This is a genomic window from Phycisphaeraceae bacterium (assembly GCA_019636675.1).
GTDB lineage: Bacteria > Planctomycetota > Phycisphaerae > Phycisphaerales > UBA1924 > JAHBXC01.
In genome coordinates, this window is the sequence record JAHBXC010000001.1 from 72,926 (window position 1) to 95,820 (window position 22,895).

17 protein-coding genes, 1 tRNA gene and 1 riboswitch are annotated in these 22,895 nt (G+C 69.5%); of the genes, 3 read left to right on the forward strand and 15 right to left on the reverse strand.

Annotation, left to right across the window (positions count from 1 at the left end; all coding sequences use genetic code 11):
* Positions 1-51 precede the first annotated feature (51 nt).
* A complete protein-coding gene (locus tag KF684_00295) occupies positions 52-2,142 on the forward strand; it encodes a S46 family peptidase (protein ID MBX3351349.1) in 2,091 nt (696 codons plus the stop codon).
* Positions 2,143-2,169: 27 nt separating this feature from the next.
* Here the strand turns inward: KF684_00295 and pxpA are convergent, their stop codons facing one another.
* Together pxpA and pxpB are read right to left on the reverse strand one after the other, a co-directional pair.
* Positions 2,170-3,858, reverse strand: coding sequence for a 5-oxoprolinase subunit PxpA (gene pxpA / locus KF684_00300; GenBank protein ID MBX3351350.1), 1,689 nt, complete (start codon positions 3,856-3,858; stop codon positions 2,170-2,172).
* On the reverse strand, positions 3,855-4,556 hold the full coding sequence (pxpB, locus tag KF684_00305) for a 5-oxoprolinase subunit PxpB (protein ID MBX3351351.1): 702 nt from the start codon (positions 4,554-4,556) through the stop codon (positions 3,855-3,857). The genes pxpA and pxpB overlap by 4 nt, the downstream gene beginning before the upstream one ends.
* 264 nt (positions 4,557-4,820) lie before the next feature.
* On the opposite strand from pxpB, the gene KF684_00310 reads away from it, so the two are divergent.
* Positions 4,821-6,014, forward strand: coding sequence for a patatin-like phospholipase family protein (locus tag KF684_00310; GenBank protein ID MBX3351352.1), 1,194 nt, complete (start codon positions 4,821-4,823; stop codon positions 6,012-6,014).
* An 8-nt stretch (positions 6,015-6,022) separates the two neighbouring features.
* Here the strand turns inward: KF684_00310 and KF684_00315 are convergent.
* The 7 genes from KF684_00315 to KF684_00345 form a co-directional block, all read right to left on the reverse strand.
* Positions 6,023-6,095 (reverse strand) — tRNA-Ile (locus KF684_00315).
* A gap of 108 nt (positions 6,096-6,203) precedes the next feature.
* Positions 6,204-8,399: a glutamine synthetase III gene (locus KF684_00320; GenBank protein MBX3351353.1), complete on the reverse strand. Its 2,196-nt coding sequence runs from the start codon at positions 8,397-8,399 to the stop codon at positions 6,204-6,206.
* A gap of 175 nt (positions 8,400-8,574) precedes the next feature.
* Positions 8,575-8,925 (reverse strand): hypothetical protein, encoded by a 351-nt coding sequence (locus KF684_00325; GenBank protein MBX3351354.1) that lies wholly within the window; start codon positions 8,923-8,925, stop codon positions 8,575-8,577.
* A 59-nt stretch (positions 8,926-8,984) separates the two neighbouring features.
* Complete coding sequence (locus KF684_00330) at positions 8,985-9,251, reverse strand: hypothetical protein (protein MBX3351355.1); 267 nt, start codon at positions 9,249-9,251, stop codon at positions 8,985-8,987.
* Positions 9,248-10,048 (reverse strand): type II secretion system protein, encoded by an 801-nt coding sequence (locus KF684_00335; GenBank protein MBX3351356.1) that lies wholly within the window; start codon positions 10,046-10,048, stop codon positions 9,248-9,250. The genes KF684_00330 and KF684_00335 overlap by 4 nt, the downstream gene beginning before the upstream one ends.
* The gene (locus KF684_00340) at positions 10,045-11,184 is read right to left on the reverse strand and encodes a hypothetical protein (protein ID MBX3351357.1); all 1,140 of its coding nucleotides are present in this window, start codon (positions 11,182-11,184) and stop codon (positions 10,045-10,047) included. Before KF684_00340 ends, KF684_00335 begins: the two co-directional genes overlap by 4 nt.
* Positions 11,184-12,251 carry a hypothetical protein gene (locus tag KF684_00345; protein ID MBX3351358.1) on the reverse strand — a complete coding sequence of 356 codons (1,068 nt, stop codon included), beginning with the start codon at positions 12,249-12,251 and terminating at the stop codon, positions 11,184-11,186. The genes KF684_00340 and KF684_00345 overlap by 1 nt, the downstream gene beginning before the upstream one ends.
* A gap of 145 nt (positions 12,252-12,396) precedes the next feature.
* A riboswitch (cobalamin riboswitch) is annotated at positions 12,397-12,599 on the reverse strand.
* Positions 12,600-12,698: 99 nt separating this feature from the next.
* Here KF684_00345 and KF684_00350 point away from each other — a divergent pair.
* Complete coding sequence (locus KF684_00350; GenBank protein MBX3351359.1) at positions 12,699-14,057, forward strand: metallophosphoesterase; 1,359 nt, start codon at positions 12,699-12,701, stop codon at positions 14,055-14,057.
* A gap of 87 nt (positions 14,058-14,144) precedes the next feature.
* On the opposite strand, the gene KF684_00355 is transcribed toward KF684_00350, so the two are convergent.
* From KF684_00355 to KF684_00380, 6 genes are all read right to left on the reverse strand, one after another.
* Positions 14,145-15,647 (reverse strand): AAA family ATPase, encoded by a 1,503-nt coding sequence (locus KF684_00355; protein MBX3351360.1) that lies wholly within the window; start codon positions 15,645-15,647, stop codon positions 14,145-14,147.
* 200 nt (positions 15,648-15,847) lie between these two features.
* A complete protein-coding gene (gene lepA / locus KF684_00360; protein ID MBX3351361.1) occupies positions 15,848-17,662 on the reverse strand; it encodes a translation elongation factor 4 in 1,815 nt (604 codons plus the stop codon).
* A 138-nt stretch (positions 17,663-17,800) separates the two neighbouring features.
* On the reverse strand, positions 17,801-19,312 hold the full coding sequence (locus KF684_00365) for a transglutaminase domain-containing protein (GenBank protein MBX3351362.1): 1,512 nt from the start codon (positions 19,310-19,312) through the stop codon (positions 17,801-17,803).
* 77 nt (positions 19,313-19,389) lie between these two features.
* The gene (locus KF684_00370; GenBank protein MBX3351363.1) at positions 19,390-20,901 is read right to left on the reverse strand and encodes a transglutaminase domain-containing protein; all 1,512 of its coding nucleotides are present in this window, start codon (positions 20,899-20,901) and stop codon (positions 19,390-19,392) included.
* Positions 20,902-20,986: 85 nt separating this feature from the next.
* Positions 20,987-22,087 carry a transglutaminase domain-containing protein gene (locus KF684_00375; GenBank protein MBX3351364.1) on the reverse strand — a complete coding sequence of 367 codons (1,101 nt, stop codon included), beginning with the start codon at positions 22,085-22,087 and terminating at the stop codon, positions 20,987-20,989.
* Positions 22,088-22,110: 23 nt separating this feature from the next.
* Positions 22,111-22,890, reverse strand: coding sequence for a class I SAM-dependent methyltransferase (locus KF684_00380; GenBank protein ID MBX3351365.1), 780 nt, complete (start codon positions 22,888-22,890; stop codon positions 22,111-22,113).
* Positions 22,891-22,895 lie beyond the last annotated feature (5 nt).

Consider the following 22,895-nt stretch of genomic DNA (forward strand, 5'->3'; position numbering starts at 1 on the left):
GGACCGTTGGGGCGGCGCCGCCGAAGGCCGGGTGGGCGGTATTGTTCCCGCATGAGAAACAGGTTCACCCGTGTGTTCGCCGCCGCGTCCGTCGCTCTGCTTGCCGGTCTTGCGTCCAACAGCGCTCGCGCCGACGAGGGCATGTGGCTGCTCAACCAGCCCCCGACGAGGATGCTCAAGGAGCGGTACGGCTTCGAGCCGAGCCGCGAGTGGCTCGAACTGGTGCAGAAGGCGTCGGTGCGACTCGGCGCTGGCGGGTCGGGCTCGATCGTTTCGCCCGACGGGCTGGTGATGACGAATCACCACGTCGCGCAGGGTCAGCTCGCGAAGCTGAGCACGCCCGATCGCGACATCGTGACCAACGGCTTCTACGCGAGGTCGCGCGACCAGGAGCTCCGCTGCCCCGATCTCGAGGTGTTGAGTCTGCAGAACATCGTCGATGTGACGCGCCGTGTGAAGGCCGCCGCGACGCCGGGCATGAGCAGCGCACAGGCCGAAGCGGCTCGTCGTGCCGAGATCGCTCGGATCGAGCGCGAGGAAACCGAGAAATCCGGGCTCACGAGCCAGGTCGTCACGCTCTACGGCGGCGGGATGTATCACCTCTACCAGTACAAGCGCTACACCGATGTCCGACTCGTCTGGGCGCCCGAGGAAGCGGTCGGCGCCTTCGGCGGCGACGTCGACAATTTCGAGTTCCCGCGATGGTGCCTCGACGCCACGTTCCTGCGACTCTATGAGGACGGCAGGCCCGCGAAGCCGACGCACTTCATGCGATTCACGCTCGACGGCGTGAAGGACGGCGAGCCGGTGTTCGTCACCGGCCACCCGGGGCGCACGCAGCGCGGGTTCACTGTGGATCACCTGAGATCGCTGCGCGACCGTGTCTACCCGGACTGGATGGATTTCATCCGCCGACGCGAGGTCGAGCTGACCGTCTTCGCCAGCGAAGGGCCCGAGCTCGCGACGCAGGCGTACAACGAGCTTTCCAGCATCGCGAACGGGCGCAAGGGGCTCGGCGGGAAGCTGGTCGCGCTGCAGGACCCGCGCAACTTCGCCAAGAAGGCGCAGGAAGAGGCCGAGCTGCGATCGGCGATCGCGTCCAACCCACAGCTCGCCCAGGAGGTGGGCGACGCGTTCGAGATGATCGCGCAGGCGCAGCGAGAGTACGCATCGATCTCGGACCGATACAACGCGCTCGAGCGCTGGCCGGTGGGCAGGTCCGAGCTGTTCGGCCACGCGAGGAACATCGTGCGACTCACTTCCGAGCGTCAGAAGCCCGACAGCGAGCGGATGAGCGCGTACACCGAGAGCCGCATCCCCCAGCTCGAGCTGGCGCTGTACTCGACCGCGCCCGTCCACCGGGAACTCGAGCTCAACCGAGTGGCGAGCGGGCTTGGCATGGCCGCCGATCTGCTGGGCGGCGAGGACGACGCGGTGCGGACCCTCCTCGGCGGCGTCAGCGCGTCGGACCGTGCGCGAGAGCTGGTCGACGGCACGCGCCTCTTCGAGGTTTCCTACCGGCGCGGGCTGGTCGAGGGCGGAGTCGAGGCGGTCCGGAACAGCGAAGACCCGATGATCCGGCTGGCTCTTGCGATCGAGGACGAGGCGCGAGCTGTCCGGTCTCGCTACGAGGACTCGGTCGAAGCGGCGGAGCGTGCCGCGTACGGCAAACTCGCCGCCGCCCGGTTCGCGGCGTTCGGCGAGAATGTCTATCCCGACGCGACCTTCACGCTTCGTTTGTCGACCGGTCGCGTGAAGGGATACGACCAGGAGGGCGTCGATCTCACGTTCGCGACGGATATCGCCGGCATGTTCGCCAGGCACGAGCAGAAGGGAGGCGCCGAGCCGTTCTCGCTCCCTCGCAGGTGGCTCGCGTCGCGCGACACCCTCAACCTGAAGACGCCCTTCAACATCGTCTCGACCAACGACATCATCGGCGGCAACTCGGGCAGCCCGCTCATTAACCGAGACGGGCGCGTCGTCGGGTTGATCTTCGACGGCAACCGATACTCGTTCGCGTGGGACACGATCTTCTCAGCCGAGCGTGGCAGGGCGGTCTCGGTCGATGTGCGAGCGATCGTCGAGGCGCTTCGCAAGGTGTATGACGCGGGACCGCTCGTGGAAGAGCTGGTCGGTCGGTGAAAGGGCGCCGGGGCGTCGACCACGGCCTCACAGCGGCGCAACTCGCAAGCCGGCGCGCGTGAACGCGTCGCGTACCGCGCGTGCGGCTTGGGCTGCGTTCGGCGCGTCCGAGTGCAGGCAGATCGTCTGGGCGTCGATCCGGAACCGCGACCCCTTCGCGTTCCGCGCGGAGGAATCGACGGCGATGGAGACCGCCTGCGCGCCAGCATCGCCCGGATCGAGCATCGCACCGGCAGCGCTGCGCGGCGTCAGCGAGCATGGCCCCGAGTACCCGCGGTCGGCGAACGCCTCAGACACAACAGCGCCGCCCCACGACCGCCACCACGCGATCGACCGCGACCCAGCGAGTCCCACGAGCCGCATCGAGGGGTCCCACGCGCGCGCCGCTTCGAACACCGCTCGGGCGATCGACTCGTCGCTCGACACGTCGTGGTACAGCGCGCCGTGCGGTTTCGCGTGCGCAAGCCGAACCCCGCTCGCCGCGGCGATGCGTCCGAGCGCTGCTATCTGCTCATGGATCGATCTTCGCAACGCATCCGCATCCATCGCAACGCTCCGCCTGCCGAAGCCCTCGCGGTCCGGATACGAGGGATGCGCCCCGATGGCGCACCCAGCGCGCATCGCTGAGGAGAGCGTTGTGCGCATCGATGACTCGTCGCCCGCGTGCCCGCCGCAGGCGATATTCACCGAGGAAACGAGCCGGATGACGGCGGCCTCTGCCTCGCGGTGTTCCGGCGTCAACGCCTCGCCAACATCCGCGTTGAGGTCGATGACGCGGGCGCGGGGAAGCAGGGCGTCGAGCGCGGACGCGTTCGCGTGGGCGGCCTCGCGCGCCTGATCGCGCGTGACCACTGCGAACCGGATCGCGTCGCGAGGCGGCATAGCGCCGAGCAGATGGAGGTCGGCCGCGATGACGCACGCGAGCGCCGCGTAACCGCCCGTGGTCGGGTGGTCGGGTCCAAGGATGATCGGCGCCCCGTCGGCGGGGATCTGCACGACGCCGACCGTCGCGCCCTCGGACGGCAGGAGGCCGCTGCCGGCGAGGGTCGGGACGCGAGCGCCTTCGAGACGGAGCCCGACCCGGTTCGATCGGTCCGACACTCGGAACTCGGCGGAGGTCAGCGTGCGCATCGCATCGGACGGGAACAGATCGGTGTGCAGGCCGGGAACGACGCGCAGCGTCCGGCGTGAGAGATCGGTGCGCAGCCACAGCGCGATGGGCGCGGTGTCCGAATGCACGATGCTTGCTGGAGGTCGAGAAGGCAGAGCCACGGCATCGCCGGCGCGGAGCGGTCGTCCCGTGAGCGCCGACCTGCTGCCGAGCACGACCGGCGACCGCGCGCCGCCGCCGATGCAGAGATAGACGCGCGCGCCGGGGCGGATCGGTCCGATGCGCACGGTCTCGCCGGCGCGCACCGCGGTCGGTGTGCACGCGGGGAGAGGGCGCACGCCGCCAACACCTTCGATGCACGCGTCCCGGCACTCCCCGCCGGCGAGACAGGTGATCGCGTCGGCGTCGAACCCGAGGGTCGGTCCGACGAGCGCGCACTCGAACGCGGCGTCGGAGTCGCGGTTGCCGAGCAGACGGTTGCCCACGCGGAGCGAGAGCGCATCCGAGGCGCCCGAGAGCGGCACGCCCATCGCGCCGAGCCCGGGGCGGCCGAGGTCCTGCACGGTGGTGTGCGCGCCGGGATGAAGCACACGGCACTGACTCATGACGAACGTTCCACGGCGTGCCTCGCGTCGTACTCTTCGCGCGTGATCGCCCGGAACCGCACGCGATCGCCCGCGCGGAGGGAACACGGGTCGGGGCGCTGCGCATCAAACATCGGCAGTGGCGTCGCGCCGATCAGTCGCCAGCCGCCCGGCGTCTCGCTCGGGTAGATGCCGCAGCGTGCCCCGGCGACACCGACGCTCCCCGCGCGGACGCGCGGACGCGGTGAGTCCAGGCGCGCCGCGTGGAGCGCGGCGGGCAGGCCCGCGAGGTACGCGAACCCGGGCGAAAACCCAAGGAAACGCACGGTGTATACCGCAGATGCGTGCAGCGCCGCGGCGTCGCTCGTCGACAGCCCTGCGCCTGAGGCGATCGCCTCGAGGTCGGGGGCAAGGTCCGAGTCGTAGCAGACGGGTATCTCGATGGTCCGTTGTGACTCGTGTGCGGAATTCCGGAGCGCGCAGGTCCGCGCGATGCGCAGCGCTTCGTTCGCGATCGCGACGGGGTCGGCGGCGCCGGGGTCGATCGTGATCTGAACAGTGGTGGACGCGGGGGTCAGGTCAATGACGCCGGCCACGGCCTCATCTCGTATGGCCTTGAAGACATTGACGATGCGTTCGGCATGCGCGTCACCGTGGCCCTCCACGAGTGCGAGGTGGAGGGTTCGGTCGCCTGACCAGATGATCCGTGGGTGGTGCATGGCTTGGGTCGTGGGGGCGCCAACGATTGCCCGATACGGAGCGGACCCTGTCCCGATTGTATGGGACGATCGCGGCGTCCCGTCGTGACGCGCACGGCGTCGAGCGGACTGCCCGGCGTGGACCGGCAGGATCTTGACAGCGAGTGTGCCGCGTGGGACAGTCGTGGGCAGCGAGAGATGCGGTGTGATGCTCACCCGTACGCAGTCGACATACACGAAAGTGCACAAATGAGACACGGTGCTTCGTTGCTTATGGGAGCGGTGGTGATTCTGGTCGCCTCGATGTCCGGCTGCGTGACCTCGAAGCGACCGTTCGGCCCGCTGTCTGGACCGTCGGTCGAACTCGCCGAGATCCCCGGCTTCCCTGAGCCCGTGCGGTTCTGGGGAGACTCGCACCCGGAAGCGCTTGCCGCGATGGCTGTTGCCGCGACCCGGCGAGAGGAGGCGTATCTGAAGCGTCGGGGGCACACGGGCGGCCTGCCACCGGCTGCGATGCTCGCGTTGTCGGGTGGTGGAGAGAACGGCGCGTACGGCGCCGGCCTGCTCTGTGGCTGGACGGAGCATGGCAACCGACCCGATTTCAAACTCGTCACGGGCATCAGCACCGGGGCGCTGATCGCTCCGATGGCGTTCCTGGGCTCGGAGCAGGATGCGAACCTGAAGAGGTTCTACACCTCGGTCACCCTGAAAGACATAGCCAAACCCCGCGGGAAGTTGGATGTGCTGTGGAAGGACGCGGCCGCCGACACCGGCCCGCTTGCGTCGCTGATCGAGCAGATCGTGGATGACGCGTTCCTGCGCCGCATCGCGGAGGAATACGAGAAGGGACGCCTGCTGTTCATCGGCACGACATACATCGACGCGGAGCGCCCGGTTCTGTGGGACATGGGCGCGATCGCGCGCCGGGGCGGGCCCGAGGCGGCGGCGCTTTTCCGGAAAGTCATGCTCGCGTCGGCGTCGATCCCCGCGGCGTTCCCGCCGCAGTACATCGCGGTCGAGTCCGGCGGGAAGAGATTCGATGAGATGCATGTCGACGGCGGCGCCACGGCGCAGGTGTTCGTCTACCCCGCGAGTCTGGATCTGCAGCAGTTTGGGAGCGAGCACGGCCTCACGCGCGAGCGGCGCCTGTACGTGATCCGCAACGGCCTGCTGGGTGCGACCTGGTACCCGGTCAACCCGCGTGCGCTGCCCATCGCGACGCGTTCGATCAGCGCGCTGATCCGCACGCAGGGGGTCGGGGACTTGTACCGAATCTACCTCGGAGCGCTGCGCGACGGCCTGGAATTCAATCTCGCGGTGATCGAGGACGACCTTCCCTTCCCTCCGAAGAGCGCGCCCTTCGACTCGGTGTACATGACCAACCTGTTCAATCTCGGGTACGAGCGTGGGAAGGTCGGGTACCCGTGGATGAAGTCCCCTCCCGGGTTCGATGTGGAAGACATCACCCGCCAGCGGTGAGAGGGAAGTAGCCCCGGCAGGATTCGAACCTGCGACCTGACCGATTATGAGTCGGCTGCTCTACCGCTGAGCTACGGGGCCGGTTGGCGTGACCCAAGCATAACGCCCGCGCGTCAGGGTGGGCGCGCGGGCGTGGGGTGTGGCTGGGTTGGGCCCGGAGCCCGTGGCCCGGGGGCCGGGGGCCGGGGGTCACTTGATGAAGAGCATCTCGCGGTAGATCGGCATCGGCCAGAGGTCGTCGGCGACGATGGTTTCCAGTTCGTCGGCCACCTCGCGCAGGTCTGTCATGGCCGGGATCGCCTTGTCGCGCAGGTGCTCGGCTTCCTTCTGGGGGTCGTCGTTGGAGTGGCCGATCGCGTCCTCGACGCGGGCGGCGGCGGCGCGCAGACGCGAGATCAGCTCGCAGACGCGCTCGAGGTCCTCGCGCGAGTCGGTCGCCTCGATGTTGACCGCTTCGGCCGACGCGACGGCGTCGGCGAGCTGGACCTGGTGGCGCAGGGCCGCCGGCAGCACCAGCCGGCGCGACATCGAGACCATCGTGCGCGCCTCGATGACGATCTGCTTGTTGTACTTCTCGTAGAAGATGTGGGTGCGCGCCGCGAGCTCGGTCTTGCTCATGACGCTGTACTTCGCGAAGAGGTCCGCGGCCTTCTTGGACTTGAGCGCCGCGAGGGCGGCGACCGTCTCGCGGTTGTTGGGCAGCCCGCGCTTCGCGGCCTCGTCGCGCCAGGCCTGGGTGTAGTTGTCGCCGTCGAAGATAACCCGCTTGTGATCGCTGACGATCTCCTTGAGCAACGCGCGGACAGCGGCGTCGAGCTTCTCCGGGGTGTTGGACTTGCCGACCGCCTTCTCGAGCTTCGTCGCGATGTAGTCGAGCGACTCGGCGACGATGGTGTTGAGGACGGTGTTGGGCCAGCCGACGGACTGGGTGGAGCCGACGGCGCGGAACTCGAACTTGTTGCCGGTGAAGGCAAAGGGCGAGGTGCGGTTGCGATCGGACGCGTGGCGCGGGATCTGGGGGAGTGTCCGCGCGCCGAGCGACATGGCGCCGCCCTTCTTGGTGCCGCGGTTCTCTCCGGATTCGAGCTGGCTGACGATGTCGCTGAGCATGTCGCCCAGGTAGATAGACATGATGGCGGGCGGCGCCTCGTTGGCGCCCAGGCGGTGGTCGTTGCCGGCGTGCGCGACGGCGGCGCGGAGGAGGTCGCAGTGCAGGTCCACGGCGCGGATGACGGCGCAGAGGCAGGTGAGGAACTGCATGTTGGTGTGGGTGTCGTCGCGCGGGTCGAGCAGGTTGACGCCGGTGTCGGTGGCCATCGACCAGTTGTTGTGCTTGCCCGATCCGTTGACGCCGGCGAATGGCTTCTCGTGCAGGATGCACTGGAGGCCGAAGCGCGGGGCGATGCGCTTGAGGGTCTCCATCACGAGTGACTGATGGTCGCAGGCGACGTTGGCGAGCTCGAAGAGGGGGGCGATCTCGAACTGCCCCGGCGCGACCTCGTTGTGGCGCGTGCGCACCGGCACGCCCAGCGCGTAGAGGTTGCGATCGACCTCGGCCATGTACGCGAGGACGCGGGGCGGGATGGAGCCGAAGTAGTGGTCCTCGAGCTGCTGGTCCTTCGCGGCCTTGGCGCCGAAGAGGGTCCGGTCGCAGGTCATGAGGTCGGGGCGCGCGAAGTAGAAGTTCCGGTCGATCAGGAAGTACTCCTGTTCGACTCCGAGCGAGGTGTTGACTCGCGAGACGCCGGCGTCGGTCCCGAAGAGCTTCAGGATGCGCATGGCGTGCTCGGAGAGCGCGTCGATGGAGCGGAGCAGGGGGGTCTTGTAGTCGAGGGCCTCGCCGGTCCACGAGACGAAAGCGGTGGGGATGCAGAGCGTGACGGTGTTCGTGCCGCGGACGAGGAAGACGGGCGAGGAGGGGTCCCAGGCGGTGTAGCCTCGCGCTTCGAAGGTGCCTCGCACGCCGCCGGAGGGGAAGGAGGACGCGTCGGGCTCTCCGGAGATGAGCGAATCGCCGGAGAACTCGACGAGCGCGCCGCCGATGCCGTCGGGCATGATGAAGGAGTCGTGCTTCTCGGCGGTGGAGCCGGTAAGGGGCTGGAACCAGTGCGTGTAGTGGGTGGCGCCGTGCTCGAGGGCCCAGTCCTTCATCGCGTTGGCGACGGTGTTGGCGACGGCGGGGTCGAGGGGCTCGCCAAACTTGACGGTGCGCTGGACCGCCTTGAAGACCTCTTTGGGGAGGCGCTGGCGCATGACGCGTTCGGAGAAGACATCGCGGCCGAAGAGGTCTTCCGCCTTCTCGGCGCGGGTGTCGCGCGCGTGGGCGGCTTCGCTCCACTGGATGACCGAGCGGATAGCGTCCGAGCGGCTCGTGCTGTGGTTCATCTGTGCTTCTGGCTCTCGCGAGGGAGGTGCGTGGCGGTCGCTGAGGCGCCGCGTCGTGGGCTGTGAGGTCTGTCGCCTGGGCGGGCGCCGGGCGTCCGCGCGGGCATTGTCGTCGATCGGGCAGGGCGTGCAACCCGCGCCGTGCGCGGGCTCGCGCGGCCGGCGGGTGCGAGCGTCATTGCTTCACGCCCTCGACCTTGCCCGCGACGGTGTACTTCTTCAGCGCCGCTTCAAGATCGACCCCGGTGATGTTGGCGAGGGTGGTGAGCCACGCGAGAACATCGGCGAACTCTTCGTCGAGGTTCGCCCGTTCCTCAGGGGAGGGAGACCGGTCGGGCAGGTTGTTCTGGATCGCGGTCGCGAGCTCGCCGACCTCTTCCATCAGCCAGAGGAATGTCCCCGGGGCGCCCCGGGCAGAATCGGTCGCGAAGTATTTGTCCCGGATGAGCTTCTGGAAGGCGGCGAGGGTCAGCCCGGCCCCCTGGGGGGGCTGCGGCGAACCCGTGATGCGCGGCGCGTCGCTCATCGGGCGGACACAGTAGCGCGCACGCGTGGGGACATCAGACCGGGCGAGCAAAAAAGGGCTCAGCCGGCCGCCTTGGGCTTGGGGGGCAGGACCGGGAACCGTGTCTTGCCGGTCGCGAGCATGAGCTGGACATACTGCTCGCAGGTCCCGCAGCCGCAGCAGCAGCCGGTTTTGGCGCACAGGGCGTCGAAGTCGAGCCCCTCGCGCGCGGCGATCTCCTTCAACTCCGCGAAGGTGACGTCGTAGCACACGCAGCGGTCGACGGGTTCGGGGTCGTAGGGGTCGTACATCGGGGTGACTTCGCGGGCCGGGCTCTGGCGGATCATTCGTAGTCAAAGAGCGCGTTGGAATCCTCCGGGCCGAACCACCCGAGGTTGAGCGGGCCGGGGTCGGTCCGATAGATGCCCGACCAGGCGGTGCTGTCGCGCTCGCGCCGGCTCACGTGCCCGTCGAGCCAGGCGACGCTGGCGTATCCCCGGTGCCGGAAGTGCGTCGACGGGTCGGGACGGCCGGTCGGGGCGTGGGGGTGGACGCTGGGTTCAACGAACGAGTACTCGATCAGCCCGTCGTCGGACGCGAAGGCGGCGTCTGTGAACTCCACGGTTTCGGCAGGGCGACGGAAGCGGTCCCTTCGCGTGCCGACTCGGTCGTCCCTGACGGTCCACCGACCGGGGAGCCGATCGGTGCGATCAGCGCCCACGAAGGCGGCGTTGTAGCCGTAGCCACCGGCGCCGGCCTCGAAGCCGCGCCCGTCCTCGCGAAGCGCGCGCAGCGTGGGCTCGAAGGTCGGGCACGCGCGAACGCCCTCGCTGGTTGCTCCGGAGCCGAGGTAGGGGGTCAGCGCGCCGCGCGCCGGGTCGAAGCGCTCCGAGACGCCGGAGCGTTCGCCGTGCCAGCGCCGCAGGTTGTCGCGAAACTCGGCGGCGGCGGGGACGCTCCTCCCCCGGTGATCGACGGCGAAGGCGGCGTTCGCGACGCCGAGCTGGCGGATCTGCGCGACGCACCGGGCGCCCTGCGAGGCGGCGCGCGCGCTCGAGAGCGTCGGGACGAGCACCCCGATGAGCAGCGCGATCACCGCGACGGCGACCAGCGCCTCGACCAGCGTGAACGCGCGCCGGTTCATCGCGATTCTCCGAGGGACGCGCCGAAGTTGGTGAGCACCGCGTTGAGGTCGGCGAAGTTCACCACGCCGTCGCAGTTCACATCGCCCTCGAGGTTCGCGCCGCCGGCGCCGAAATTGGTGAGGACCGCGTTGAGATCGGCGAAGTTGACGACGCCGTCGCCGTTGGCGTCGCCCGCGAGAAGCACTCGCGAACGGACGCGCGCGACGCCCCCGATCTCGGCGCTGATTTCGCCGAAGAACCCGCTGATCGCGTCGACGCCGGTGGTGATGCGGATGAAGTCGAAGCCGGGCAGGTTGGCGGGCTCGCCGGTGATCGGGTGAACGGCCCAGGCGATGTCGAACGCGTCGCCGCCGCCCGAGCCGGGGGTGATGCCGATGTTGAAGGGGTCGTCGGGGATCGTGTAGAAATCGATCGGATCGACGCCGCCGGGCAGGGCCATGACAGGGGTGAAGTCGGCATAGCCGTAGATGGCTTCAGCGGTCGCGCCGGCGGGGAGCGAAATGATCTGTTGCGCGAACGACGAGGGCAATTCGTACGCGACGGTGGTGTAGGGCCCGACGAAACCGAGCGAGAACGGGTACCAGAAGATGTCCATCGGCGGCGCGGGCGTGGACTCGTCGTCGTCCCACTGCTGCGTGCGCAGCGCGGTCGCCGGGATCGAGGGAAGCGACGATCCGCGGATGATGTACCACTGATCGTCGGCGATGCCGTTGCCGTTGGCGTCGAGGGAGATCTCGATGTGGGCCGCTTCGGCGAAACGCCGGCGCGGGTCGCCGCTGACATAGACCGCGTTGCCGAACACGATGGCGTCGAGCCCCATCGGGTTGCAGGGGTCGTTCCACACGGTGGAGGCGAAGCGCAGGGTGATGCTGCCGCCGAATCCGCCGAGGGTGACGAGTTTGGAGAGGTCGGCGTTGTTCGTCCCGCCGCCGACGGGCGCGCCCAGGGCGCGCGCCGGGTTGTTGAAGTCGGGGTCGTTGACGAACTGGCCCGGCGCGGGGAGGTATTGGACGACCTCGCTCGCGAACCAGTGCGGGTCGGCGTGGGCCCCGGCGAGGATCGTCGCCGATGCGCACGCCGCGACGAGCGTCACGGCTCGGCGCGGCATGAAGGGGTGCGCACTCGTGGTCGGCATCACGCGGCGCTCCTCTCACGCCGGCGACGCGACACCACGAAGAGTCCCGACGCGAGCAGGGGCAGCCCCGCGCCGGGGGTGGGGATGGCGAAGCGGTACGCCACGCCCCCGGAGATCGCGATGGCCTCTCCGGTGATCGAGTTGAAGAGGACCGAGTATGAGAACGCGCTGCCGCCCGACGGGTCAAAGCGCAGCTCGAGCGCGTCGGGCACGATGCCGGCGCCCGCGAGCGCGTCGCTCAGAAGATCGGCGCCGATGACGGCGAAGAACCCGGACTCTCCCCCGCCGAACTCGGCGCCGCCGATCAGCAGGTTGCCTCGCGAATCGATCGCGAGGGACGCGGCCGAGAGCGCGTCGGCGACCGCGACGCCCGATGCCTCGTACGAGAACGGCGCCGCGGCGTTCGCGAGATCGCTGAGCAGGAACGCGCGGACCTCGCCCGTCTGGCTGTTGCCAGGCGCAGAGTCGAACGCGAAGCCGTTGCCGGTGAAGAGCCAGGTCCCGTCGGTGATGACGCCGCCCGAGGCGCCGTCGAGAGAGTCGACGACGGTGCGCGTGGAGAGCGTGCTCGCGCGGAGTTCGCTGACGATCCCGCCCGAGAATCCGTCGGCGCCGGACACGAAGAGCGTGTCGTTGTCGGACCAGCGCCCGGCGTAGTTCGCGAGCGCGACGCTGGACGCCGCGCTGATCGACATGGGGTCGAGCGTATTCACCTCGATGAGCAGCACGCTCGCGCCGGCGCCGAAGTTGCCATCGCCGATCGCGAGGCGCGAGCCGTCGGGCGTGACGGCGAGGAACGAGGGGCCGAACGAGTTGAGCAGCGACGAGTCGATCGCGCCGATCTGCGCCCAGGACGACGAGTTGGCCGCGGTCTGCGCGACGAGTGCGCCGTCGGCGCGAACGCCGACGAGACGCCCGTCGGGCAGGACATCGACGCCGGCGATGCCGGACGCGACCGTGTACTGTCCGACGAGCGTGTAACTCGGGGCGGCGAGGGCGGTGGACGAGAGGGCGCAAAGCGACACGGCGCACGGCATCGCCGCGCGGAGCAGGGAAAGGTTGGTCATGGCGACCAGACTCCGATTGTTCGTCCCGATTCGCGCAGGACGGCTCCCGACGAGGATTGGGCGCTCGCGAGGGGCTTGTGTGTCTGCGCAGAGGGCCCGGCGGGGAGCGCGCGGGCGCTGCGCCGACGCCCTGGTTCGCGAGGGCGGAAAGGCACTCGTCAACGGTCGGTCTTCCGGCTTGGGGCTCCTGCGACCGGCCTTCCCGACCGAACACGCATGGAGTCGCGTGGGGTCAGTGGCGCTCAAGGGTCGAGGATGCTGCCCCTTACGGCGGCGCGTCCGCGGCGGCTTTTCACCGCACTTCCCGTTTCACCCCTCGCCCCGAACGCCTCAAGCGGCGGGCGGACACGAAGGGCTCCGTTGACGCCATCAGACTATCGGAACCTGCGGAGATGTCAATCCGGTTGGGAGAACTTGTCGTTCGGGGCACGAGTAGATCTCACCCAGATGGATGCCCCCTCACACGCGCCCCGTCGTCGTCGGATCGCACTCGCTGCCGTGACGCTCACGGCGTTCGTGGGCGTCTGGGTCGCGATGTCGCTGATCGGCGCCGCGTTCCATCGCGCGACCTGGATTCACGACCCCTCTGGAGAGCGCTCCGCCCTCGCGGCGGGCGGGCTGCGACCCGTGGCCAACGCGATGAACCTCGCGGCCAAGCCGGGGTGGGTGATCGTCGTGCGCGTCGGGCCGCGTCACTACGAAGCGGTCCGCACCGAGCGGTGGGTGCTGCGCGCAAACATGCTCGCGTGGGGCGGGTATGTCGTCGCGATCGCTTTCGCGTGGCTCGTCTGGCGCGCGTGGTACACGGCGCAGCGACGATTCCCGTTCGTTCGCCCGCGGCGCGAGGGGACAGACCTGTCGCGACGCTCCGTACTGCTGCACGGCGTGGGCGGCGTTGTCGCGCTCGGGAGCGCCGGCTCGGTCGCCAAGGCGACCATGCTTGAGCCTATGGACCTTCGCGTGCGGCGTTTCGATGTCCCCATCCGCGACCTGCCCGAGGCGTTCGACGGGCTGCGCATCGCGGTCATCGCCGATACGCACCTGGGGCCGTTCGTCGCGCCGTCGCTGATCCGTCACGCGGTGCGCATGACGCTGGATCTGAAGCCCGATCTCATCGCGCTCGTCGGCGACTACTCGCACCACGACACTCGGGAGATCGAACTCGGGGCGAGTATCTTCGCACCCCTGTGCGAACCGGGCGCCGCGGGGTTCGGCGTGGTCGGCGTGCTGGGCAACCACGACTGGTTCAGCGGCGCGCACGCCACGCGCGAGGCGCTGCGGCGGATCGGCGTGCGCCTCGTCGAGAACACGCGCGTGTACCTCGACCCTGAGACGATGTCGATGACCGAGCGCGACCCCGGGGGTTTAGCGCTGTGCGTCGCGGGGGTGGGGGACCTCGATCACCGCGATGTGGACCTCGCGCGGGCCCTCGGCGGCGTGCGCGAGGGCGTGCCGCGTGTGCTGCTGTCGCACAACCCGGATGTCGCGATTGACCCCGCGCTGGCGCGCGTCAGCGAGACCACGGCGCGGGAATACAGAGCAGACCTGATGCTCTGCGGGCACACCCACGGCGGGCAGGTGCGCCTCCCCTTCATCGGCGCACCCATCGTGCCGGTGCGGACGGGCCAGCGCTTCGCCGACGGGCTCAACCAGGGGCCGGCGTGCCCGGTGGTGACCACCCGCGGCGTGGGGATGTCCATCCTTCCCGTGCGATTCGGCGTGCCGCCGGAGGTGGTGGAGGTGCGCCTGATCAGAGCCTCGGGCGGAAGCACGAGGGCTGTTGCGCCGGTGGTTCATGACTCGTGAACCACGCACTGGTTGATCCCGAGGGTTGGTAGCCCGGGTCAGGAATGCCCCGGGGCACCGTAGGGGGAGGAGTGAAGAAAGAGGGGATCAATCCGCCGCGACGCAGCGGGTTTTGGCCCATGCGCGCAGGTCGGCGATGCGTTCGCGCATCGTCACCGACAGGGGCGGGGACTCGCGCAGCGCTGTGAGGATGTGCTCGGTGGTGAGCGTCGCTCGCGAACCGAAGGCGGTGTGCAGGGCGGAGACGATGGCCTGCTCGATCTCGGCGCCGCTGTACCCCGCGGACAGCGCGACGAGTTGATCGAGGTCGAAAGTCTTCGGGTCGCGCGAGCGTCGGCGCAGGTGGATCTCGAAGATCACCCGGCGCGCCGCGTCGCACGGGAGATCGACGAAGAAGATCTCGTCGAAGCGCCCCTTGCGCAGCAGTTCGGGCGGGAGGGCGTCGATGTTGTTCGCGGTCGCGACGAGAAAGACCGGGGCGCGGTGCTCCTGCATCCAGGTGAGCAGCGTCCCGAACATGCGCTGCGAGAGCCCGCCGTCGGTGCTCTGCGACGCGGCGGACGCGAAGCCCTTCTCGATCTCGTCGATCCAGAGAATGATCGGCGCCATCGCCTCGGCCTGGCGCAGGCAGTCGCGCAGGCGTCGCTCGGACTCCCCGACATAGCGGTCGTAGAGCGCGCCGGGGTCGAGGCGCAGCAGGGGGCGCTTCCACGCGGTGGCGATGGCCTTGGCGCTGAGACTCTTGCCGGCGCCCTGCACCCCCAACAGGAGCACGCCGCGGGGCGGCTCGATGCCGAACGACTTCGCGTCGGCGTCGAAGGCGCGCTCGCGGTGGCGCAGCCAGCCCTTGAGCCGCTCGAGCCCTCCGATGTCGTCGAGCGTCGCCGGGGCTTCGACGAACTCGAGCAGGCCGTCGGAGTGCAGCATCCGGCGCTTCTCGGCGGTGGCGACCGCGAGGTCGCTCGCGTCGAGGCGCCGGTCGTCGGCGAAGGTGGACTGCACGACCAGCGTCGCCTGGCGGCGGGTGAGGCCGCGGAGGCCGGCGACGAGCGTTTCGAGCTCGGGCTTCGTGAGTTCGATGGTCAGCGGCGAGCGCCGGTGGGCGCGCTGGACGGTGGCGCGCACGAGGTCGCGCAGGTCGTCGTCGCAGGGCAGGGTGAGATCGAAGGGCGTCGCGTGCGATCGAACCACGGCGGGCAGGGCGCTCGCGTCGTGCTCGACGAGGATCACGCAGCCCTCGCGGGCGCCGGCCTGCGTGATGAGGTCGCGCAGCGCGCGGAGTTTGCGAGCGTCGGCGAGGTGCGCCCCGGCGTCGAGGACCAGGCAGATGTCCTGCGCGTGGTTGGTCGCAAGGTGGTGCAGCCCCGCCGCGGCGTTCTCGGTGTCGGGCACGGGCGTCGAAACGGCGAGCAGCCCCTCACGCACGCCCAGCGTCGACGACCACTCCCGTACCTGACGCCCCAGCATCATCGCGGCGGTGCTGACGAGTTCGACCGCCTCCTTCTCTTCGTGCGTCACGATGGCGATGGCGCTCCGCCCGGCGCGGATGAGCGAGGAGAGGCGGTCGATGTCGGAGCGGAAGGTGGTCATGCCCGGGGAGAGGATATCAAACGGGGACCCGGACGGAAGCAGGGGAAAGGGTGATGACCTCTGATGCGATCGCTCGACGGACGATTCGAGAGAAAGACAGAGGGGGAGGAGCGAAGCCCGGAGAAGGGGTAGCCCTCACCCCGGCCCTCTCCCATCTCGCTGCGCTCGACAGGAGAGGGAGCAAGAGAAGACCGACGAAGTCAATCCCCCTGCTCCAGCACCGCCATAAACGCCTCCTGCGGGATCGCCACGCTGCCGATGGACTTCATGCGCTTCTTGCCCTCTTTCTGCTTGTCGAGGAGCTTGCGCTTTCGGCTCACATCGCCGCCGTAGCACTTCGCGGTCACATCCTTGCGCATGGCGCGGACGGTCTCGCGGGCGATGATCTTGCCTCCGATGGCGGCCTGGATGGGGATCTCGAACTGGTGGCGCGGGATCTGCTCGCGGAGTTTGGCGCAGAGGTGCCTGCCTCGCTGCTGGGCCTTGTCGCGGTGGACGATGACGGCGAGCGCCTCGACGGGCGAGCCGTTGACGAGGATGTCGAGTTTGACGAGGTCGTCGGCGTGGAAGCCGACGAGGTCGTAGTCCATCGTGCCGTAGCCGGAGGTCATCGACTTCAGTTTGTCGTAGAAGTCGTAGATGATCTCGGCGAGGGGGAGTTTCCAGGAGACGATCTGGCGTTTCTCGGAGACGAACTGCTGGGAGAGGAACTCGCCGCGCCGCTCGGTGCAGAGTTTCATGATGTCGCCCAGGCAGTCGGTGGGCGCCATGATGTCGACCTTGACCATGGGCTCGCGGACTTCCTCGATGGTTCCCATGTCGGGGAGGTCGGCGGGGTTGTGGATCTCGACGAGATCGCCGCTCATCATGAGGACTTCGTAGGTGACGGTGGGGGCGGTCTGGATGATCTTGACATCGCCCTCGCGCTCGAGGCGCTCCTGCACGATGTCCATGTGGAGGAGCCCGAGGAAGCCGCAGCGGAAGCCGAAGCCCAGCGCGTCGGAGTGGACGACCTGGTAGGTGAACGACGCGTCGTTGAGGGAGAGGCGTTCGACGGCGTCGCGCAGGGTCTCGAAGTCGGCGCCCTTGCCCCCGGTGTCGGCGTCGGCGGTGGCGGGGTAGAAGTCGCAGAACACCATCTGCTTGGGCTCTTCGTAGCCGGGCAGGGGCTCGGGGGCCGGGTCGTGCTCGAGGGTGATGGTGTCGCCGACGCGCACGTCCTTGAGGGCCTTGATGGCGGCGACGAGGTAGCCGGTTTCTCCGGCGCCGATGCGTTCGCACTTGACCTGGCGGGGGGTGTATTTGCCGAGCTCGGTGACGATGAAGGATCGGCCGATGCCCATCATGCGGATCTTGTCGCCGACCTTGAGCTCTCCGTCGAAGAGACGGAAGTAGACGATGACGCCGCGGTAGTCGTCGTAGGTGGCGTCGAAGATGAGGGCGCGGGTCTGTCTGGTGCTGCTCTTGCGAGGGGGCGGGCAGCGCACGCAGATGGCGTCGAGGAGTTCGGTGATGCCCTGGCCGGTCTTGGCGGAGACATAGATCGCGTCGGCGGCGTCGAGGCCGAGGACCTGCTCGATCTCCATCGCGATGTCGTCGGGGCGGGCCGAGGGCAGGTCGATCTTGTTGACGACGGGGATGAGTTCGAGGTTGTTGTTGACCGCGAGGTAGGCGTTGGCGACGGTCTGCGCCTGCACGCCCTGCGTGGCGTCGACGACGAGGACGGCGCCCTCGCACGCGGTGAGGGAGCGCGAGACCTCGTAGGTGAAGTCGACGTGCCCGGGGGTGTCGATGAAGTTGAGCATGTACTCCTTGCCGTCGTAGGTGTGGAACACCGTGACGGCGGAGGCCTTGATGGTGATGCCGCGCTCGCGCTCGAGGTCCATCGAGTCGAGGATCTGCTCACGGGCCTCGCGGTCGGAGACTGCTTTGGTCGCCTGAAGGAGACGGTCGGCGAGGGTGGACTTGCCGTGGTCGATGTGGGCGATGATGGAGAAGTTGCGGATCTCGGGCATGCGGTCGGATACCTCGGGCCGTTCGGCTGTGACGGGGCGCCGGGACGGAAGATTCGCGGGATAGTAGGGGGCAGACGCGGGCGTTCGGGCTCCCCCGGCCCCCTGGTCGTTCCCTGGGCATCCGAAACGGGCGGGGGATCAGCGCGTGGGCTGGGCCCTGGGGCGATCGAACCCGTCGTTGGGCCTGCGTGCGAGGCCGACGGCTTCGACACGGATGATGCCGTCGAGGAAGAACCACGGGGCCGGCTGGGTGCGCCAGCCCCAGAGGGCCGGGACCCAGTCGGGCATGTCGGCGCCGAAGGGTGTGTAGACGCTGGTGATGGGGACGATTTCGTCGAGCTCGTCGTGGTTGCCGAAGTATCGCCAGGGGCGGTCGATGTCGGGGGCGCGCGAGGATTCGAGTCGCTGGCGGAAGAGGTCGACCGGGATCCACTCGCCGCGGTTGGCGGCCTCGTCGTACAAGAAGAACTCGTTCCAGAAACGGAGCTGCGCGACCCGGTTCGTGATGCGGACGTCGTTGATGATCAGGTCCTGCTGGGGGCGCCCGGGCAGGTGGGCGTCGGGGACGGTGCGCAGCTCGGCGGGGGTGAGCTCGATGCCGATGACGACCCGGGCCGGGATGCCGGCGGCGCGCAGGAGGGCGGCATAGAGGTTCGCGGTGACGGCGGGGTTGGCTCGCCCGGTCTCGACGGGTTCGCGGATGCGCGGGACGAAGCAGTCCTGGTTGCGGAAGAGGCGCCTGTCGTCGACGTCGAAGCCGCGGAGCTGGAAGGCGACGCGCCGGTCGGCGAAGCGCAGGGCGTAGGGGGTGGGGTTCGACCCGCGCTGCTCGACGCGCGTGGTGCGTGCGGAGAGGACCGGGTCGCACGGGTCGTTGATGAGCCCTCGCCAGCGGGCGGCGTAGGGCCAGACGGCGACGCCTGTCTCGAGGGGTTGGACGCTGTCGACGATGCGCTTGGCGAGGTGCTTGGCGAGGACGGCCGGGGGCATCGAGCGCGGGAGCGAGTTGGTCCAGTCGTTCAGCGTCTCGCGCACGAAGGCGTGGTCGCTGGGGATGTAGGGGCTGGGCTCGAGCGCCGGGCGCACCCATTCGGGCCACTCGGTGGGCCAGTCGATGCGCGCGGCGCGGGCGTCGTCGTAGACCGTCTCGTGGGCGGCGACCGGGGCCTGGAGCGAGAACTCGATCTGCTCTGGGTTCAGGATGAAGGCGACGAGCCAGTTGCCCTCGTCGTCGGTGATGCGCACGGACTGTTCGAGGTTGATCAGGTCGGGCTGTTCGCCCGGGTTGCCCAGACGGTCCTGCGGCACGGGCTGCCTGTTGAAGATCAGACTCCACTCGGCCCGGTCGAGGTACATCTCGTGCGAGGCGCTGCGCTCGAGGACGGGGACGACGAGCTCGATGCTGCGAAGGTCGATGGACTGGCGCGGCAGGAACCCGCGTCGATCGAGCCGGAGGATGGGGTTGTTGGTCTGGATGTGCTGCGAAAAGGGCGCGCGCGAGCCGTAGATATTCAGACGCAGCTGGAAGAGCCGGCGCTCCTTGAGCGTGAGGACGGGGCCTTCGTCGGCTGGCGGCGTCGAGGAGCGTGGTTGCGCGAGCGCGGCGGCGCTCAGTGCGGCGAGGGTGAGAATGACAAGGAGCGTGCGCATCGACAGGGCCTCCCGGCGGCGTGCCGCCTTGCGTGATGGTACGGGCGGTCGCTGACTGGGGATGCGTCCGTTGGGGGTCAGTTGCGCGGGCGGGGCTGGTCGAGCCCGTCGTTGGCGCGGCGAGACTGGCCGACGGCTTCGATCCGCAGGACGCTGTCGAGCGAGACGCGCGGGTGATCCGGCTCGGTCTCCCAGCCCCACAGCGTGGGGATGGTGTCGGGCTTCCGGGCTTCGACCGCTGTGTAGACGCTCGTGATGGGGACGATCTCGTCGAGTTCGTCGTGGTTGCCGAAGTATCGCCAGGCGCGGTCGATGTCGGGGGCGCGCGACGATTCGAGGCGCTGGCGATGGAGGTCGACCGGGATCCACTCGCCGCGGTTGGAATCCTCGTCGAAGAGGTAGAACTCGGTCCAGAAGCGGATGAGCGAGCCGCGGGTGGAGACGCGGAAGCCGTTGATCGTGACTTCCGGGAAGGTGCGGGGCGGGATGTGCGTGTTGGGGACGGAGCGGAGATCCTCGGGGCTGACCTCGGTCCCGATGACGACGCGCGCCGGGATGCCGGCGGCGCGCAGCAGCGCGACGTAGAGGTTGGCGATGACGGCGGGGTTGGCGCGCCCCGTTTCGATCGGCTGGCGGATGCGCGGCGTGAAGCAGCGGTTGTTCGTGATGACCCCGGTCGGCTCGTAGACATTGAAGCCGCGGATGAACCGTGTGGCGTCGACGGTGTCGTGGTCGCGGCGCGCGGGCCGGAAGGCGCGAGAACTGCCTGGCAGCAGCCACAGGCCGTCGGTCGAGTCGTCGCAGGGGCCGATGACGTCGAATGGGTGGCTGCCCATGCCGAGATCCCACGGCACGACTCCGAGCCCGTTTGGTTGAATGGTGTCGACGATGCGCTTGGCGAGGTGCTTGGCAAGAACAGCCGGGGCCATGGAGCGATGGGCGCCCTGCGTCCAGTCGTCGAGGAGTTGGGCGACGAACGGGTCGTCGCTGGGGATGAAGGGCGACGGCTCGCGCGACGGCTGCACGAACTCTGGCCACTGCGAGGGCCAGCCGATGCGCGCGGCGCGCGCGTCGTCGTAGCGGGTCTCGTGCGTGAAGACCGGGACCTGGAGACGGAACTCGAGCTGCTCGGCGTTCAGCACGAGGGGGACAAGCGGCGCGCCCGACGGGTCTGCGATCATCACCGACTGCAGGAGATTGATGAGATCGGGTTGCCCCGACGGGGCGCCGAGACGGTCCTGCGGGACGACCTGCCTGTTGAACCGGAGCTCCCACGTCGCGTGGCTGAGGGCCGCGTCATGCGACGCGGATCGCTCGAGGATCGGGACGACGATCGTCGCGGCGCGCAGGTCGATCGATCCCTGCTGCCCGAGCCCGGGCTGCCCGGTTCGGAGAAGGGGGCGCGGCGTCGCGTGGCGCGCGTTGGTCGGGGCGGTTCTGCCCGAGATCGTGACCCGAAGGGACCAGAGCCGGCGCTCCGTGAGCGTGAGCACGGGGCCCTCGTCGGCTGCCGGCCTTGAGGAGCGCTGCTGCGCGAACACGGGCGCGGTGAACACGGCGAGCGTGAGAATGGCGAGGAGCGTGCGCATCGACAGGGCCTCCCGGCGGCGTGCCGCCTAGGAGATGGTACGGGCGGTCGACGTGCGCGGATGCCCCGAGCTCGAGGTTCGCCGATCAGTTCGCGCGGGCGAGCTTGTCGTCGGCGCGGCGTTCGACGGCGACGCTGGCGACGGGCGTGCGCGCCGGGGAGTCGGCCTCGACCCACCAAGGGGCGAGGACGCCCTCGGCGCGGGTCTGGGGCGGGCAGCCGAAGCCCAGGGGGATCAGCGCGCCCTCGCGGTCGGCGCCGAAGTGCTTCCAGGGTTTGGCGAGGGCCGGGGGCGTGGGGTCGAGGTCGCGCTGCGCGATGAGGTCGACCGGGACCCAGTCGCCCCTGCGCACGCGCTCGTCGTACAGGAAGAACTCGACCCAGGCGTGCTGACGGGCGCCGGCGTCGCCGGTGTCTCGCAGCCCCACGACGACGCGCGCCGGGATGTTCGCGGCGCGCAGGGCGGTCGCGTAGAAGCGCAGCATGTCGAACTCGGAGCCGGAGCGCTCGGCGAAGCGACCGGCGCCGCCCGAGCGGATGCCCAGCGCGCGTCCCTGCGCGTCGCGCAGCGTCAGCGGCTCGAGCGTGGCCGGGGCGTGCGTCAGCGTGCGCGCCGCGAGGTACTTCGCGAGCATGACCGGGGTCACGGAGCGGTTCTGCGCGCCGACCCAGCGTGCGACGAGGTCGCGCACGCGCGGGTCTTCGGCGTCGCGCGTGGAGAGGTCTCGCAGGAAGTCGGCGGTGTGCTCGGGCCAGCCGCGGATGGGCCAGGGCACGCTGCGCGCCGCCTGGTCGTCGAAGAAGACCGGCGAGGACGACGCGCGGATCGTGGCGGCGATCACCGCCGGCTCGCTGACCCGCGTCAGCGTCCACAGGAGCGATTCGCCCGAGGGGGTGGTCGTCCGCTCGGCGGCGGGCTCACGCGAGGCCGGCGAGATCGTGGAGACCGGGTCGGCGCTGGGCGCGAGCACGAAGAGCCGGGCGCCCGTGTTCTGGGACGCGCCCGGCGCCGGCGTCTGCGCGTGGGGGGTGGGCGAGAGGTGGACGCTGAGCGCGTAGGTCCGAAGAACGGGCTCCTCGCGCTGGACCGGGAGCCAGGCCCCGGCGTTCCCCGACGCCCAGGCGTGAGGGGCCGAGAAGAACGAGGCGCTGAGGATCGCGAGCGTCGTGGCGCGGAACTGCTGCATGGCACACTCAGGATCGGCGCAGGTCAGGGCCGGCTTTGCGTCGCGCACGATTTCGAGGTGTGAAGCTCGGCGAGATAGCGCAGTCGAACCACGCCGGTCGTGGTGTGAAGCGAGTGAAGCTGGCGAAGATCCCGGGAAACCGCCTCCCAGGCGGGCCCTTCCTTCGGGCAATAGGACGCGCTGCGTGCGCGCGCGAGCAGGCCTTCGAGGTCGAGTTCCTGCGCGTGCGAGAACCGCTGGACAACGCGCCTTGAGAACAGCGGGTGATCGTCGAGCACGCGCGAGACATCCCCCAGGGCCCAAGGCGAGCGCGGCGGATCCACCGCGTGGCGCTCCATGACGGCGCAGTACCCGTTCGTGAACGCGTCCGAGCGGTCCTGCGTGTTCCACACCAGCGCGAGCACTCCGCCGGGTTTCAGCACGCGATGGAACTCACGCAGCGCGTCTTCGGTGCGCATCCAGTGGAAGGCCTGCGCGACGGTGAGCAGGTCGAGGGAGCGCTCAGGCAGGCCGGTCGCTTCGCCCGTCCCGTCGCGCCACTCGATCAGCGGGTGCGCCGTCGCGGCGGCGCGCATCGGCGCGTTGGGCTCGACCGCGATCGTGCGCACGCCACGCTCGGCCAGCAGCCGCGAGAACACGCCCGTCCCTGCGCCCACATCGGCGGCGACAAGGGCCGACGGGTGGGCCAAGGGCGCGAGCAGCGCATCGAGCAACGCCGCGGGATAGGTCGGGCGGGCTTTCGCGTAGTCGCCCGCTCGGTCGGCGAAGCGGGCGGTCGAGTTGGGCGGGGGCTGACTGGTCATGGGGG

Bases quoted from the DNA above. Each gene is read 5' to 3' on its own strand.
- KF684_00295 (MBX3351349.1), top strand. From the start codon at position 52: ATGAGAAACAGGTTCACCCGTGTGTTCGCCGCCGCGTCCGTCGCTCTG.
- pxpA (MBX3351350.1), bottom strand. From the start codon at position 3,858: ATGAGTCAGTGCCGTGTGCTTCATCCCGGCGCGCACACCACCGTGCAG.
- pxpB (MBX3351351.1), bottom strand. From the start codon at position 4,556: ATGCACCACCCACGGATCATCTGGTCAGGCGACCGAACCCTCCACCTC.
- KF684_00320 (MBX3351353.1), bottom strand. From the start codon at position 8,399: ATGAACCACAGCACGAGCCGCTCGGACGCTATCCGCTCGGTCATCCAG.
- KF684_00325 (MBX3351354.1), bottom strand. From the start codon at position 8,925: ATGAGCGACGCGCCGCGCATCACGGGTTCGCCGCAGCCCCCCCAGGGG.
- KF684_00330 (MBX3351355.1), bottom strand. From the start codon at position 9,251: ATGATCCGCCAGAGCCCGGCCCGCGAAGTCACCCCGATGTACGACCCC.
- KF684_00335 (MBX3351356.1), bottom strand. From the start codon at position 10,048: ATGAACCGGCGCGCGTTCACGCTGGTCGAGGCGCTGGTCGCCGTCGCG.
- KF684_00340 (MBX3351357.1), bottom strand. From the start codon at position 11,184: ATGCCGACCACGAGTGCGCACCCCTTCATGCCGCGCCGAGCCGTGACG.
- KF684_00345 (MBX3351358.1), bottom strand. From the start codon at position 12,251: ATGACCAACCTTTCCCTGCTCCGCGCGGCGATGCCGTGCGCCGTGTCG.
- KF684_00350 (MBX3351359.1), top strand. From the start codon at position 12,699: ATGGATGCCCCCTCACACGCGCCCCGTCGTCGTCGGATCGCACTCGCT.
- KF684_00355 (MBX3351360.1), bottom strand. From the start codon at position 15,647: ATGACCACCTTCCGCTCCGACATCGACCGCCTCTCCTCGCTCATCCGC.
- lepA (MBX3351361.1), bottom strand. From the start codon at position 17,662: ATGCCCGAGATCCGCAACTTCTCCATCATCGCCCACATCGACCACGGC.
- KF684_00365 (MBX3351362.1), bottom strand. From the start codon at position 19,312: ATGCGCACGCTCCTTGTCATTCTCACCCTCGCCGCACTGAGCGCCGCC.
- KF684_00370 (MBX3351363.1), bottom strand. From the start codon at position 20,901: ATGCGCACGCTCCTCGCCATTCTCACGCTCGCCGTGTTCACCGCGCCC.
- KF684_00375 (MBX3351364.1), bottom strand. From the start codon at position 22,087: ATGCAGCAGTTCCGCGCCACGACGCTCGCGATCCTCAGCGCCTCGTTC.
- KF684_00380 (MBX3351365.1), bottom strand. From the start codon at position 22,890: ATGACCAGTCAGCCCCCGCCCAACTCGACCGCCCGCTTCGCCGACCGA.